The sequence below is a fragment of the Mesorhizobium sp. M6A.T.Ce.TU.016.01.1.1 genome, assembly GCF_003997065.1.
Taxonomy (GTDB): Bacteria; Pseudomonadota; Alphaproteobacteria; order Rhizobiales; family Rhizobiaceae; genus Mesorhizobium; species Mesorhizobium mediterraneum.
Map to the genome: position 1 here is coordinate 318851 of NZ_RZTJ01000001.1, position 14264 is coordinate 333114.

Below are 14264 nucleotides of genomic sequence, written 5' to 3' on the forward strand. Positions count from 1 at the left end.
CGAAGGATGCTGTGGCAGTTTGATTTTGCGCATGATCCTTTTCTGAAAATCGATGCCCGATTTTCGGGGTCATGTGCCGAGACCCGAAAGGAAGCTGTTCTGCCGACCGGCACCGACAGAGTGAGAAGGAAACCGCTGGCGCGCTTCCTCGCGCTGGCCGGCTTTGCCATGGCGCTGGCAAGCTGCCAGATGTTCACGCCGCCGGACGTTCAGGAATCCGGCTTCCAGCCTTCCAGCAAACCGATCACAGTCGACAATGTCGCCGCCAACAGCAAGCTCGCCGAAATGGCGAAGGCGCAGCATCCGCGTATCCTCGCCACCTATGGCGGTGAATATTCCGATCCCAAGCTCGAGCGCATGGTCGCCAAGGTCGTCGGCCGCCTGACCGTGGTGTCGGCCAACCCGACCCAGACCTACCGCATCACCATCCTCAATTCGCCCAACGTCAACGCTTTCGCATTGCCGGGCGGCTATCTCTACATCACGCGCGGCCTGTTGGCGCTGGCCAACGATTCGGCCGAGCTCGCCGCGGTGATCGCGCATGAGATGGGCCACGTCACTGCCAACCATGGCTTGCAGCGCCAGCAGCTTGAGGCCGAGGAGGGGTTTGCTACGAAGGTCGTCTCGGATGTGCTCGGCGACAGCCCGACCGCCAAGGCGGCACTGATCCGCGGCAAGCTGCGGCTTGCCCAGTTCTCGCGCAATCAGGAGCTGGAGGCCGACGGCATCGGCATCAAGTCGATCGGCGAGGCGGGCTTCGATCCCTTTGCCGCCGGCCGCTTCCTGCAGTCCATGTCGGCCTACACCGATTTCCGCTCGATCAGCGGCGCCACCGACGCCAGCCTCGACTTCCTGGCGACGCACCCCAACACGCCGCAGCGCATCGATCTGGCGCAGCGCCATGCCCGCCAGTTCGGCGCGCCTGGCGTCGGGACGCGCGACCGTGACCCCTTCCTCGCCGGTATAGACGGCCTGCTCTATGGCGACACGCCGGAGGAAGGCTATGTGCGTGGCGAAACCTTCCTGCATCCGGGGCTCGGCGTGTCATTCTCGGTGCCCGGCGGCTTCATCATCGACAACTCGGCCGCGGCGGTGACGGCAACCGGGCCGGGCGACATAGCGATCCGCTTCGACGGCGTTTCGATCGACAAGAGCCGCCCGCTGACCGACTACATCCGCAGCGGTTGGGTGGCTGGTCTCGACGAAAGCAGCGTGCGCCAGGAAACGATCAACGGCAACGAGGCGGCGACGGCGCATGCCAGCGCCGAGGGCTGGCAGTTCGACATCGCGGTGATCCGCGCCGGCGGTCAGGTCTACCGGCTGTTGACGGCAGCCCCCTCTGCCAGCACCTCGCTGGACGCGGTGGCGCGCTCGGTCAGCGGCTCCTTCCGTATCTTGAGCGCGGCCGAGAAAGCGGCGCTGAAGCCGCTGCATATCCGCGTCGTCACGGTGCAGCCCGGACAGACCATGGGTTCGCTCGCCGCGCAGATGGTCGGCGTCGACCGCAAGCTCGACCTGTTCAGGGTGCTCAATGCGATGTCGCCCGGTGCTGCCGTTTCGGCCGGTGATAAAGTCAAGATCATCACCGACAGGTAGGGTGTGTCGATATTCAGGTGATGCCGGCCTGCAAACGGCAGTTCCTGCGCTTCCGGTGCTCACGTACTTTAAGTACGCTCCGCTCCGGTTCTCGGAAACCACCGTTTTCGGCTCGGCCTAACCTGAATCCCGACACACCCTAGGCGGCTGTCGCCAGAAACTCGGGGTTTTGCTTCACCAGCGCTATCTTGAGCTTTTCCATGGCGCGTGCCTCGATCTGGCGGACGCGCTCCTTGGAGATGCCGAGCGCCTCGCCGAGCGCTTCGAGCGTCGCGCCCTCGTCGCTCAGCCGGCGCTCCTCAATGATCCTGAGCTCGCGGGCGTTGAGCGCGCCGAGCGCCGTTTTCAGCCAGACAGAGCGGCGTTCGACATCGATCGTGTCACCCACGACCTCGTCCGGCAGAGGATCGTCCGAAACCAGGAAATCCATCCGCTCGGTGGCGCCCGCATCGTCGGCGAGCGGCTGGTTGAGTGAGCTGTCCGGTGCCGAAAGGCGGGAATCCATCATCGCCACGTCGGCCTCGGAGACGCCGAGCGCCACTGACACCTCGCGATAGAGCGAGGTATTCGAGATCGGCTCGGCGCCGTTTGCCAAGCGGGCGCGCAGGCGCCGCAGATTAAAGAACAACGCCTTTTGCGCCGAACTGGTGCCGCCACGCACGATCGACCAGTTGCGCAGGATGTAGTCCTGCATCGAGGCGCGGATCCACCATGTCGCATAGGTCGAAAACCGTACCTCGCGCTCCGGTTCGAAGCGGGCCGCTGCCTCCAGCAGGCCAACATGGCCTTCCTGGACCAGGTCGCCGAGCGGCAGGCCATAGTGGCGGAACTTCGAGGCCATGGAAATGACCAGCCGCATATGTGCCATGGCGATTTGGTGCAGCGCCTGCTGGTCGTTGTCTTCCTTCCAGCGCAGCGCGAGAAGATGCTCCTCGTCGCGCTCGAGATAGGGGGCTTTCATCGCCGCGCGGACCATGGTTCGCCCTGCCGTATCTTCCATCATGCCACGCTCCCTGTTCCGGGCGTTGTGGTGCGACCCTGAGCTGGCATCGTGGTTGAATTGGCGACGCCGCGCCCTACAACAGCCAAGAACGTGCCACGCGGGTGAATGGTTCCGCCGCTGAGGTCGCGTGGATTGCACTGTCCGAAAGCTCGTTGCGGCGGTCGCTACGCGGTCGGTTGGCGTGACTCGATGTGGGCTTTAGAATTGGATTTCGAAATCATATCATTTTTGAAATCTTATTCCTTATTTTGCAAGCCTGCATCTGTCAGTTTCCGGCGCTCACAAATGCGCCGGACACCGGCCAAGGACGGGATCACAGAAAAATGAAATGGCTCAAATCGCTTATCGTCGCCGCAACATTGCAGGTTCTGGCCGTCACATCAGGCCATGCCGGCGCCAATCTCGATCAGATCAAGCAGGCCGGTGTCTTCAAGGTCGGCACGGAAGGCACCTATGCCCCCTTCACCTATCATGATGCCTCGGGTGCGTTGGTCGGCTTCGACGTCGAGATCGCCCAGGCGATCGCCAAGCGCCTCGGCGTCAAGGCCGAATTCCTCGAAGGCAAATGGGACGGGCTGATCGCCGGCCTAGACGCCAAGCGTTATGACGCAGTCATCAACCAGGTCGGCATCACCGAGGCGCGCAAGGCCAAGTATGATTTCTCCGATCCCTACATCGCTTCCAAGGCGGTGCTGATCGTGCGCGGCGACAATACCGACATCAAGAGCTTTGCCGACCTTAGGGGTAAGAAGGCAGCGCAGTCGCTGACCTCGAATTTCGGCAAACTCGCCGAAACGAACGGCGCCGAGCTCGTCGGCACCGACGGTTTCGACCAGTCGATCCAGCTGCTTCTTACCGGCCGCGCCGACGCCACCATCAACGACAGCCTGTCCTTCCTCGATTTCAAGAAGCACAAGCCCGACGCCGATGTGAAGATCGCCGCGCAGGAAGAAAACGCCGACTATTCCGGCGTCATCGTGCGCAAGGGCGATCCGGAACTGGTCGCCGCCATCAATCAGGCGTTGGCCGACATCAAGGCCGACGGGACCTACCAGAAAATCGCCGACACCTATTTCGGCCAGGACGTTTCGAAGTAAGCGCATTTCATGGAGCGGGCCGGGTTTGCCGGCCCGCATGGCAAGCAAGTCTCGCGGCGAGCCGTCTTTGACGGCCGCCGCTTTTCGCGTGATATGACGACCGTATGGTCGCGCCTTGATGCTGCCGGGCCGGTTTTTGGGCGGCAATCTCGCAAGGAGGGTTTTCGTGCCGCATTGGCTGCAATTGATGCTGGACTCGTTGCCGACGCTGTTGTGGGCGGCGCTTATCTTTACCGTGCCGCTGACGCTGCTGTCGTTCGCCTTCGGGCTGTTCGTTGGGCTGGTCGCGGCGCTGGTCCGGCTGTTCGGCCCGAAGCCGCTGGTCGCCGTGGTTCGCTTCTACGTCTGGATCTTCCGTGGCACGCCACTTCTGGTGCAACTCTTCCTGATCTTCTACGGCCTGCCTTCGGTCGGCATCCTGCTCGACGCTTTTTCAGCCGCGTTGATCGGCTTCACGCTCAACATCGGCGCCTATACGTCGGAAATCATCCGCGCCGTCATAGGCTCGGTGCCGAAGGGGCAGTGGGAGGCGGCCTATTCGATCGGCATGACCTGGAGCCAGGCGATGCGGCGCACCATACTGCCGCAGGCCGGCCGCGTCGCGGTGCCGCCGCTATCCAACACCTTCATCTCGCTGGTCAAGGATACATCGCTGGCCGCCGCCATCACCGTGCCGGAGATGTTCCAGGCGGCGCAGCGCATCGTCGCCACCACCTATGAGCCGCTGATCCTCTATATCGAGGCGGCGGCTCTCTATCTGGCGCTGAGCTCCGTGCTGTCGGCATTGCAGACGCGCTTGGAAAAGCGGCTCAACCGCTATGGCGGCTTCCTGGAGGCGCGCTCATGATCGGCCTCACCGACATCGAGAAGCGCTTTGGCGACAACCTCGTGCTGAAGGGCGTGACCGTCACCATCGAGGAAGGCAGCGTCACCGCCCTTGTCGGTCCCTCGGGCGGCGGGAAAAGCACGCTGCTGCGCTGCATCAACCTGCTCGAGATCCCGACTTCGGGCACGGTGCGCATCGGCGACGACGCGCTCGAATTCCAACCGGGCGGCAAAGTTCCCGGCAGGGCCATCCAGCGCCTGCGGTTGCAGACGGGCATGGTGTTCCAGAATTTCCAGCTGTTTCCGCACCGCACGGCGATCGAAAATGTCATGGAGGGGCTGGTGACGGTGCTGAAATGGCCGACGGCGAGGGCGCGCGAGCGGGCGCTCGCCCTGCTCGAAAAGGTCGGCATGGCGCACAAGGCCGATGCCTGGCCGGCGACCCTGTCAGGCGGCCAGCAGCAACGCGTGGCGATTGCCCGGGCGCTGGCGCCGTCGCCGAAGGTGCTGCTGTGCGACGAGCCGACCTCAGCGCTCGACCCGGAATTGGCGCAGGAAGTGGTCGACGTGCTCAGCCAGCTCGCCCGCGAGGGCACCACCATGGTGATGGCGACGCATGATCTGCGCCTCGCCTCCAAGATCGCGCAGGAGGTGGTGTTCCTCGACGCCGGCGCCATCGTCGAGAAAGGCCCCGCCGCTGTTCTGTTCAGCAATCCGGAGCGCCAGCGAACCAAGCGGTTCATCGCGACGCTGAGGCAGGAGGCGGAGAAGGAAGGCGGCGGCGAAGATTAATGCATGCTGCCCCAAAAGGGCGTAGCGGTTTTGGCATAACGACATGCAAAAAACAAAAAACCCGGCGCGAGGCCGGGTTTTTCTGAATTCTAAGGCGAAAGCGCTCAGGCAGCTTCTTCCTGCTCGGCTTCTTCGTTGTCGGCCTTGGCGCCGCGCTTCGGACCCTTGTTGAGGTTCACCTCGATGAGGCGCACCGCTTCGGTTTCCGACATGCGGTTGACGGCCGCGATCTCTCGCGCCATGCGGTCGAGTGCCGCCTCATAAAGCTGGCGCTCGGAATAGGACTGCTCCGGCTGGTTGTCGGCGCGGTAGAGGTCGCGCACCACTTCCGAGATCGAGATCAGGTCGCCGGAATTGATCTTCGCGTCATATTCCTGGGCGCGGCGCGACCACATGGTGCGCTTGACGCGGGCGCGGCCCTGCACAACTTTCAGCGCGCGATCGACATAATCTTCTTCCGACAGCTTGCGCATGCCGATGGAGGTCGCCTTCGCAACCGGCACCTTCAGGCGCATCTTGTCCTTCTGGAAGTCGATGACGAACAGTTCCAGCTTGTGGCCCGCAACTTCCTGCTCGTCGATCGAGACGATCTGGCCGACGCCATGCGCCGGATAGACGATGTACTCGCCGGTCTTAAAACCGTGACGCGCTGCGCTGGACTTCTTCTGCGGGGTGATAGTTGCCATTACGCCATGAACTCCTTGGTGTGGTACCGGCATTCTGCCGGCCGAACTCGCGCGATCGGGTAACCGATCGTTAGCCGCGCAACGATGAACCCACCGGAAAAGCCGAGGCCGGCAAACCGCATAATTGCGATCGCCTGCCCCAGATCACTCTGGTCCGGATTGAGAAATTCACCTTTCAGTGATTTGGGGCGTTTGCGCCATAAATCGACGTTGTGTCACCGGCATGTTTGGTTGATGTAGCACAAAAAGTCGGAAGAATCAAGGTTTTGCTGCACGCGCGAAGGCCATGCGCCATCGCCGCCTGTCAAGGCGGTTAATGTGCCGTGCCTATTACGCGGCGTTATGCTGGCTGACTCAGCGGTCTTGTCAGTCGCCTTCGCCGGGCTCGGCGGAGAAATATTTCTCGAACTTGCCGGCCTCGCCATCGAAGGATTTGGCGTCGGCCGGCGGCTCCTTCTTGGCGGTGATGTTGGGCCATTTATCAGCATATTCGGTGTTGATCTGCAGCCATTTGTCGAGACCCGGCTCGGTATCCGGCTTGATCGCGTCGGCCGGGCATTCGGGTTCGCAGACGCCACAGTCGATGCACTCGTCGGGATGGATGACGAGCATGTTCTCGCCTTCGTAGAAACAGTCGACCGGACAGACCTCGATGCAGTCCATGTATTTGCATTTTATGCAATTGTCGGTCACGACATAGGTCATCAGTCGGCTCCGGGACGTCCCGTTTTTGTTGGGCTTTTTTGGTCAGGTAACGCCTTTACCCGCTGCTTGCAAGGGCAGCCATTGCCGCGCGACACCGATGTTCCGGAATGGAATTCCAGAGGGGCGATGCGGCTAAGCCCTGTTATGCGTCAGTCGTCGTCGAACAACCGGTCGGTATCCCGGCGTTCCTTCTTGGTCGGGCGGCCGCTGCCGGCATCGCGCAGCGCGGGAATCGCATCCGGAACGGCCTCGCCTTTTGGCACCGGCGGTGGCGACATATCCTCGTAAAGCAGGCGCGCTTCCTCGGCCGGGCCGCGCCGGCTCCCCGTGCCGAGCACCTTCCAGATGAAGATGCGTCGCTCAAGAGTGATGGTCAGGACGTCGCCGACCCGAACCATATCGGAGGCCTGCGCTGCTTTGTCGCGATTGATGCGGACGCGTCCGGCCACCACCAGCTTCGCGGCAAGCGATCGCGATTTCACCGCACGCGAAAAGAACAGCCATTTGTCGATGCGCTGGCGGGCATCAGTGACCATCGGAGCGAGCGGGGCTTACTTCTTCAGCTGGTCGCGCAACGCGGCGAGCTTGGCGAATGGAGAATCCGGGTCGAAGCGCACAGGACGCTCCTCGCGAGGCTTAGGCTGGAACGCGGGCTTTCCACCTGGCGCGCCACCCTTGCCGTCCTGCCTGCCGCCCTTCCAGTCAGGCCGGCTTTCGCGACGATCGGAACGCTCGCCCTGCGGCTTGCCGTCGCGCCGCTCTCCCGCCTCGCCCTGGGGCTTGGGCTTGAATTTGCTGCGGTCGAAGCGCGGCTTGCCGGCGCCGTCGCGGCGTCCTTCATGGGTGGGCCGGCTGCCTGGAGCGCCGGCCGGTTGTCCGCCGGTGGCATCTGCGGGCGCGTCGCCACGGCCGTCGCGCGCGGCTTGCCCGTTGCGCGGGCGATTGTCCCGTGAATTGTCACGGGGCCGGTTGTCATGGTGGCGGTGGCGCGGGCGCTGGTCGAAGCGGCCCTGCCGCCACAACAGAATGGGTTTTGGTTCCTCGGCCTCTGGAACAGCCTCGCCAGTGGCGGCTTCCGCCGCCGCGGCAGGCTCGGCCGAAACTGCTTCCGTTGCAGGCGAGGTTTCGGAAGCCGGCTCTGCCGGTGCGACCTCAACCTCGGCGGCTTCGGGTTCTGCCTCTGGCTGAGCCGCTGATACCGCAGGCACTTCAGCTGCGGTTTCCGCTGCAGGCAGCTCCTCTTCCGTGACCTCAGCCGGAGTTTCCAGCTGAGGTTCCGCGACAGGCTCCGCTTCGGTTGCGGGTTCCGCGGGAACTTCGGCTGTGGCCTCTGCCGCGGTAGCCGCTTCCGATTCCGAACTCTCGGCCGGCGCCTCGGCGGCTGTGTCCGCAATCGCGGCTTCCACTGCCTTGGCCTGCTCGGCTTGTTCTTGCGCCGCCTGCTTAGCCGCGGCGGCTTCACGCGCGGCATTGTCCTGTGCCTCGAGCCGCGCCTTCACCTCGGCCACCGGCTTCGGCTCGGCGCGATAGCCGAGACCTTTCAAAATCTCTTCCATGTCGTCGGCAGTGGCGCCGAGGATCGACATCATCGGCGGCGTCACCATGAAGGACTGACCGTCATAGGCGCCCTCGGGCCGCTGACCGAGGCCCGGCTTCCAGTTGGTTGCCGGCCGAATCAGATCGGCCAGCCGTTCAAGGATGTCGACGCGCACCGCGCGACGGCCGAGATTGCGGTAGCCGGCCAGCTTGTAGAAGGTCTTGTCGAAGGTGGGATCGATGACCACCGAGGTGCGGCCGGAGGCCAGCGCGTGAACCACGTCGCCAAAGCCGGGCTTGTCCTTGCCGTCGTTCCTCAGGGCCCATAACAGCGTCACCAGTCCGGCCGGGGCCGGCTTGATCAGCGCAGGCACGAAGACGTGGTAGGCGCCGAAGCGCACGCCGAGCCGGCGAAGGGCGGCGCGGCCTTCCTGGTCGAGCGACTTCATCTCCTCGGCGATGTCGCGGCGGTTGATGAGGCCGAAATGCTCGACGAGCTGGAAGGCGATGCCGCGGCCGATGCCGGTGATCTGCTCGGCGTTCTTGAGGTCGACCAGCGGCTTCAGCAAGGACTCGATCTGAAAATTGACGAAGCGCTCGGCGCGCGCCGCGACCTTGTCGCGGGCTGGACCGGTGAGCTGCTCGTCGGCCAGCAGCACAAGGCGCGGCTTCAGCGGCTCGTCGCCTGCGACCAGCGTGCCGATCGGCGCGCCGATCCAGCGCAGCGTGCCGTCGGAGCCGAGCGCGATGTCGCCGTTGGCCGAGGCGCCGAAGCGCTCGGCCCGCGCCTCGAATTCGGCTGCAAGCGCCTTTTGGGCTGCCGTGCGCACCGCCTTGGCGTCCTCGCCGCCGGCGCTCTGGTCGGCGGTGAAGCGGAACCCCTGCAGCTCGCCGACATGGTGGCCTTCGACGAGGACGGTTCCGGTTGGGCTAATTTCGGCTTCAGGCATGGTATTTTCTCTAAGGCGCCGCATGAGGACGGAAGTCCTGCGGTCTACGAAGCGTTTCGTCAACCGCTCATGCAGCGCATCCGACAATCTGTCTTCGATTTCGCGCGTCTTTTCCTGCCAGTGTGCCTGATCGGCCAGCCAGCCGGGCCGGTTGGAGACGAAAGTCCAGGTGCGGATCTGGGCAATCCGGTGCGACAGCGTGTCGATGTCGCCCTCGGTGGTGTCGGCACGGCGGACCTGCTCTGCCATGTAATTCTCGTCGACATGGCCATGCCTGGCAAGGTCCGTGTAGATCGAGGCGATCAGGTCGGCATGCTGGGCCGGCGCGATCTTCCTGTAGTCGGGGAGGGCACAGGCCTCCCACAGCAGCGCCACGCGCCTGGCGTCGGTGGCAAGCGCCCGGATGTCCTCGTCGCGGGACAAATGCTCGAGCGCCTGTGCATCCACTGCCGGCAGCGCACGGGTCAGGCCTTCGACCGGTGCGTTGGTCTCGATGGAGCGCTTCAGCGCATCGAGGCTGGCGAAATCGAAATGCGCGGTGCGCCATTGCAGCACCTTCACCGGGTCGAACTCATGCCCTTCGATCTTCTTGACCAGATCTTCGTCGAGCGGATCGACCTGGCCGGTGACGCCGAAGGTGCCGTCGCGCAAGTGCCGGCCAGCGCGGCCGGCGATCTGGCCGAGCTCGGCCGCCGTCAGGTTGCGATACTGGTAGCCATCGAATTTACGGTTCTGGGCGAAGGCGACATGATCGAGATCGAGGTTTAGGCCCATGCCGATCGCATCGGTGGCGATCAGGTAATCGACATCACCTGACTGGAACAGCGCCACCTGCGCGTTGCGAGTGCGCGGCGATAGCGCGCCGAGCACGACGGCCGCACCGCCCTGCTGGCGGCGGATCAGTTCGGCGATGGCGTAGACCTCGTCGGCGGAAAAGGCGACGATCGCCGTGCGCCGCGGCAGGCGGGTCAGCTTCTTCGAGCCGGCATAGGCGAGATGCGACAGCCGTGGCCGAGTCACCACCGACACGCCCTTCAGCAGACGCTGGAGGATGCCGTGCATGGTGGCCGCGCCCAGCAGCAGCGTCTCCTGACGGCCGCGCAGATGCAGGATGCGGTCGGTGAAGATGTGGCCGCGCTCGAGATCGCCGGCCAGCTGGACCTCATCGATGGCGACGAAGGCGGCGTCGGTCTGGCGCGGCATAGCTTCCACCGTGCAGACCGAATATCTGGCGCCGTCGGGCTGGATCTTCTCCTCGCCGGTGATGAGCGCCACCTTGTGAGCGCCGACCTTCTCGCAGACGCGTGTATAAACCTCGCGAGCGAGCAGCCTGAGCGGCAGGCCGATAATGCCGCTTTCATGCGCCACCATGCGCTCGATGGCGAGATGGGTCTTACCGGTATTGGTCGGCCCGAGCACGGCAGTCACGTCGCGGCCCGACAGGATCAGCGGCTCAGTGTGTTTCGACTGGATGTTCATCGACCTGGAAATAAGGCTCTCTGCCTCGCGTTGTCGGGAGCGCGCCCCATGGTGGCGCGTGTGACAAGCGACACATAGGGATTTCGGGCGCGAAGCGAAAGCGGAATGTTCCAACGGCAGCTCGAAGGCTCCCGTCTGGTGTTGTCAACCGGTCCTGATTTAACAGTTGGAACGAGTCTGGAACGAATCAGCTACGAATCGCTGACTCTTGCTGATTCAGGTTTTGTTCACGGCTATATCTGGGTTTTTTGCCGGCGAGTCTCACCACATGCTGAATCGCTGAACTGGCCCGATTCATGCAGGGCGGACGTCGTCGTTAACATTTGCCGGTGAACGATCGGCGCAGGCCGGCAGGCGTCACCCAACATTATGAAATTATTGATCTTTCCTAACGCGCCTTAACGGTTCGAGGGGTGTTTTCAGCCTTTGTCGTTAACCTTCCGGTCAAAGCCGGAACGAAACGGCGACGAATCAGCGCTGGCGGAAGTTTCCCCGTTTGTTCACCCCAACATGTTGTGTTGTGAACAGGTTTTCCACCGAGAATCCACAGGCGGGAACAGGGGTTTGCACAGGCTGCGCGACCGCCGTTAACCTTTGCGTGCCGCTTCGGCACAAATCGGCCTCCCGCAATCGGTCGGCAGCAGTCGTTGCAGGACCAGACTCGGCCACCCGCTGAACGGCAGGTTCAAGATACGTCCTCTCCCACGACATAGCGCTGCAAAGTAGGGCCGATGTTCTGGATGATCTCGTCGTGGGACAGGGCGACGACGGGCGGAAGCCGCAGCAGGTATCGGCACATCGCCAAACCCAGCAACTGGCTCGAAACGAGCCCCGCCCGTCGGCCGGCGTCGGCGGGGTCGGCGACCGCCGCGACCACCGGCCTCACCTGGTTGCCAAATACGTCGCGCAACTTTTCGGCAGCGAATTCGTTCGACGTCGCCGAACGCAGCAGAATGGCCATGCCAGGACCGCTGGCCGGGCTCTCCCAGATTTCGAGAAAACGCCTGATCAACGTTTCGCCGACGGCGTTTCGGTCGAGCACCCGCAGTGCCGGCAATTGCAAGTCGATTACCGCCGCCCTGGCGAACAGCTCGTCCTTGCTGCGGAAATAGCGGATCACCATGGCCGGATCGATCGAGGCATGCGCGGCGACGTCGCGGATGGAGGCGCCGTCGTAGCCGTGCTCGGCGAACAGAAGCCTCGCGGCCTTAAGGATTTGGGCGCGCGTGCGGTCCGACTTGCTGGGTTTCTTCGGCTGATTCTCGGTCATGAAAATTCATATGCCAACGACCGTTGACAAATGCAATAGGTCCAACTAGAAAGTCAACGATCGTTGACAAATGGAGAGAGAAATGTTGCCCGATACAACAGATACAACAGAAGTCCTGATCATTGGCGCCGGCCCGACCGGCATGGCGCTGTCCATCGTGCTGCACCAGGCCGGTGTCGATCATGTTCTGATCGACAGACTGGCGCAGGGGCTTCAGACCTCGCGGGCTGGCGTCATCCACGCCCAGACGCTGGAATCGCTGGAGCCTCTCGGCGTCACGCAGCGGCTGAGCGAACTTGCGCTGAAGCTGCAGAATTTCGCTATTCGCGACCGCAATCGGGCGCTGCTCAAGCTCGATTTCGGCAAGCTTCCGTCGAGGCATCCCTATTTGATGATGCTGCCTCAGAACCTGACCGAGCAGGTGTTCGCCGAACGGATTGCCGCCCTTGGCGGCGTGGTTCACCGCATGGTCGAGGCCAAGGCGGTCGTTCAGGGCGTTGACGGCGCGCGCGTGACGGTGGTCGAGAACGGCCTCGAGAAACTGATATCGGCGCGCTATGTCGTTGGTGCCGACGGCATGCACAGCCTGGTGCGTAAGTCGACCGGCATCGAGTTCGACGGCGCGGCCTATGACGCTTCGTTCGTACTCGCCGATGTTCGTCTCGACTGGCCGGTTGGGCCGACCGAAGTGTCGCTGTTCTTTGCACCAGCCGGGCTGGTGGTGGTGGCACCGCTTCCGGACGGATCATACCGGGTCGTCGCAACCATGGATGATGCGCCGGAAAAGCCCGAGGTCGCCGACATCCAGGCGCTGCTCGACAGCCGTGGACCGACCAAAAACAGAACCCGGGTGCTCGAGCTGTCGTGGAGTTCGCGTTTTCGCGTGCATCACCGCCTGGTCCGCTCGTACCGCAAGGACCGGTTGTTCCTCATGGGTGATGCCGCGCACGTGCACAGCCCGGCGGGAGGGCAAGGCATGAACACCGGCATCATCGACGCGGTCGTGCTTGGTCAGTTGCTTGGCGACGTGGTGAACGGCGTGCGCCCGGAAGCGGAGCTCGACCTCTACGAAGCGCTGCGGCGTCCTGCGGCCCAAGAGGTGCTTGAATTGGCGGGCACGATGACCGAGATGGCACTTACCCGCAGTCCGGTGAAGCGGTTCGTCCGCAATCTCGTGCTTTCCGTGCTGAACCTCAACCCATTCCTGAAGCGTCGCATCGCCTTGAAACTGTCAGGCCTCAGCCGGGCGCCGCTTGCCCGCCTGCCCGCACACCTTCGCGCGAGCCAGGTCCGATCGCCCAGACCAAGCCTGCAGCCGAACCAGGGCTGAAGTTTGTCGCCTGACAGCCGCGATTATCCGGGCCAGCGTCGATCTTGCCCGTACCGGCCGCTGGAGTGGCAGATCAATTATCGGCGAGGAGCCGACGCCTCAGGCGATATACTGACCGCCATTGGCTGATATGGTCGAGCCGGTGATGAAGCCGGCATCGTCGGAAGCGAGGAAGACGACGCAGCGTGCGATCTCTTCCGGTTCGCCGAGGCGGCCGACCGGGATCTGCGGAATGACACGCTCGTTGAGCACCTTTTCATCCATCGCCCTGACCATCTCGGTGGCGATGTAGCCGGGGCAGATGACATTGACGGTGATGCCGGCCCGCGCCCCTTCCTGTGCGAGCGCCTTGGTGAAGCCGATGTCGCCGGCCTTCGACGCCGAATAGTTGACCTGGCCGGCCTGTCCCTTCTGGCCGTTGATCGAGGAGATGGTGATGACGCGGCCGAACTTGCGGTCGCGCATGCCGCCCCACAGCGGGTGCGTCATGTTGAAGACGCCCGACAGGTTGGTATCGATGACCTCTTTCCACTGCTCGCGCGTCATCTTGTGGAACATGGCGTCGCGGGTGATGCCGGCATTGTTGACCAGAACGGAAACCGGGCCGAGATCGGCCTCGATCTGCTTGATGCCGGCGGCGCAGGCATCGTAGTCGGCGACCGACCATTTGTAGACCGGGATGCCGGTCATCGCGTTGAATTTTTGCGCCGCTTCGTCATTGCCGGCGTAATTCGCGGCAACCCTGTAGCCGGCGTTTTTCAGTCCGATTGAAATCGCGGCGCCAATACCGCGCGACCCGCCGGTGACGAGTGCTACCTTTGTCATGCTGTCCTCCCCTTTCTTAATTCGTGCGTGGCAGGCGGGGAACGCTCTAACGGCGATTGAGCCCCGTTCGCCACCGACTATTTCACGGCTTGCCTGGTGCATGAACCCCGAAAATCGAAATCGATTTTTCGGAAAGGATTATGCGCAAGCTCAAAGTGCTACAGCGTGCG

At 63.3% G+C, this 14264-nt stretch carries 12 protein-coding genes; 5 read left to right on the forward strand and 7 right to left on the reverse strand.

What is annotated here, in order from left to right:
- Positions 1-168: 168 nt before the first annotated feature.
- Positions 169-1596: a M48 family metalloprotease gene (locus EOC94_RS01635; RefSeq protein ID WP_164547277.1), complete on the forward strand. Its 1428-nt coding sequence runs from the start codon at positions 169-171 to the stop codon at positions 1594-1596.
- A 139-nt stretch (positions 1597-1735) separates the two neighbouring features.
- Here the strand turns inward: EOC94_RS01635 and EOC94_RS01640 are convergent, their stop codons facing one another.
- A complete protein-coding gene (locus EOC94_RS01640; protein WP_095487366.1) occupies positions 1736-2599 on the reverse strand; it encodes an RNA polymerase factor sigma-32 in 864 nt (287 codons plus the stop codon).
- A gap of 323 nt (positions 2600-2922) precedes the next feature.
- Here EOC94_RS01640 and EOC94_RS01645 point away from each other — a divergent pair, with 323 nt between their 5' ends.
- The 3 genes from EOC94_RS01645 to EOC94_RS01655 all read left to right on the forward strand — a co-directional run bounded on the left by EOC94_RS01645 (position 2923) and on the right by EOC94_RS01655 (position 5313).
- Positions 2923-3696 (forward strand): amino acid ABC transporter substrate-binding protein, encoded by a 774-nt coding sequence (locus EOC94_RS01645; protein WP_095487677.1) that lies wholly within the window; start codon positions 2923-2925, stop codon positions 3694-3696.
- A gap of 166 nt (positions 3697-3862) precedes the next feature.
- Entirely contained in the window at positions 3863-4543 is a 681-nt protein-coding gene (locus tag EOC94_RS01650) for an amino acid ABC transporter permease (protein ID WP_029348816.1), read from the forward strand.
- The gene (locus EOC94_RS01655) at positions 4540-5313 is read left to right on the forward strand and encodes an amino acid ABC transporter ATP-binding protein (protein WP_095487364.1); all 774 of its coding nucleotides are present in this window, start codon (positions 4540-4542) and stop codon (positions 5311-5313) included. Before EOC94_RS01650 ends, EOC94_RS01655 begins: the two co-directional genes overlap by 4 nt.
- Positions 5314-5417: 104 nt before the next feature.
- Here the strand turns inward: EOC94_RS01655 and EOC94_RS01660 are convergent, their stop codons facing one another.
- From EOC94_RS01660 to EOC94_RS01680, 5 genes are all read right to left on the reverse strand, one after another.
- A complete protein-coding gene (locus EOC94_RS01660; RefSeq protein WP_027152934.1) occupies positions 5418-5999 on the reverse strand; it encodes a CarD family transcriptional regulator in 582 nt (193 codons plus the stop codon).
- A 366-nt stretch (positions 6000-6365) separates the two neighbouring features.
- Positions 6366-6704 carry a ferredoxin FdxA gene (fdxA, locus tag EOC94_RS01665; protein WP_095487362.1) on the reverse strand — a complete coding sequence of 113 codons (339 nt, stop codon included), beginning with the start codon at positions 6702-6704 and terminating at the stop codon, positions 6366-6368.
- Positions 6705-6853: 149 nt separating this feature from the next.
- Positions 6854-7240, reverse strand: coding sequence for an RNA-binding S4 domain-containing protein (locus tag EOC94_RS01670; RefSeq protein ID WP_095487360.1), 387 nt, complete (start codon positions 7238-7240; stop codon positions 6854-6856).
- Positions 7241-7255: 15 nt separating this feature from the next.
- Complete coding sequence (locus EOC94_RS01675) at positions 7256-10669, reverse strand: helicase-related protein (RefSeq protein WP_095487358.1); 3414 nt, start codon at positions 10667-10669, stop codon at positions 7256-7258.
- A gap of 685 nt (positions 10670-11354) precedes the next feature.
- The gene (locus EOC94_RS01680; RefSeq protein ID WP_127288399.1) at positions 11355-11939 is read right to left on the reverse strand and encodes a TetR family transcriptional regulator; all 585 of its coding nucleotides are present in this window, start codon (positions 11937-11939) and stop codon (positions 11355-11357) included.
- Between the two features lie 82 nt (positions 11940-12021).
- Between EOC94_RS01680 and EOC94_RS01685 the strand changes: the two genes are divergently transcribed.
- Entirely contained in the window at positions 12022-13269 is a 1248-nt protein-coding gene (locus tag EOC94_RS01685; protein WP_245329982.1) for an NAD(P)/FAD-dependent oxidoreductase, read from the forward strand.
- 99 nt (positions 13270-13368) lie between these two features.
- Here EOC94_RS01685 and phbB read toward each other — a convergent pair whose 3' ends face one another.
- Entirely contained in the window at positions 13369-14094 is a 726-nt protein-coding gene (gene phbB, locus EOC94_RS01690) for an acetoacetyl-CoA reductase (RefSeq protein WP_095487354.1), read from the reverse strand.
- Positions 14095-14264: the final 170 nt, after the last annotated feature.

Coding starts and splice junctions, on each gene's coding strand:
- EOC94_RS01635 (WP_164547277.1), top strand. CDS start 169: ATGGCGCTGGCAAGCTGCCAGATGTTCACGCCGCCGGACGTTCAGGAA.
- EOC94_RS01640 (WP_095487366.1), bottom strand. CDS start 2,599: ATGATGGAAGATACGGCAGGGCGAACCATGGTCCGCGCGGCGATGAAA.
- EOC94_RS01645 (WP_095487677.1), top strand. CDS start 2,923: ATGAAATGGCTCAAATCGCTTATCGTCGCCGCAACATTGCAGGTTCTG.
- EOC94_RS01655 (WP_095487364.1), top strand. CDS start 4,540: ATGATCGGCCTCACCGACATCGAGAAGCGCTTTGGCGACAACCTCGTG.
- EOC94_RS01660 (WP_027152934.1), bottom strand. CDS start 5,999: ATGGCAACTATCACCCCGCAGAAGAAGTCCAGCGCAGCGCGTCACGGT.
- fdxA (WP_095487362.1), bottom strand. CDS start 6,704: ATGACCTATGTCGTGACCGACAATTGCATAAAATGCAAATACATGGAC.
- EOC94_RS01670 (WP_095487360.1), bottom strand. CDS start 7,240: ATGGTCACTGATGCCCGCCAGCGCATCGACAAATGGCTGTTCTTTTCG.
- EOC94_RS01675 (WP_095487358.1), bottom strand. CDS start 10,669: ATGAACATCCAGTCGAAACACACTGAGCCGCTGATCCTGTCGGGCCGC.
- EOC94_RS01680 (WP_127288399.1), bottom strand. CDS start 11,939: ATGACCGAGAATCAGCCGAAGAAACCCAGCAAGTCGGACCGCACGCGC.
- EOC94_RS01685 (WP_245329982.1), top strand. CDS start 12,022: ATGTTGCCCGATACAACAGATACAACAGAAGTCCTGATCATTGGCGCC.
- phbB (WP_095487354.1), bottom strand. CDS start 14,094: ATGACAAAGGTAGCACTCGTCACCGGCGGGTCGCGCGGTATTGGCGCC.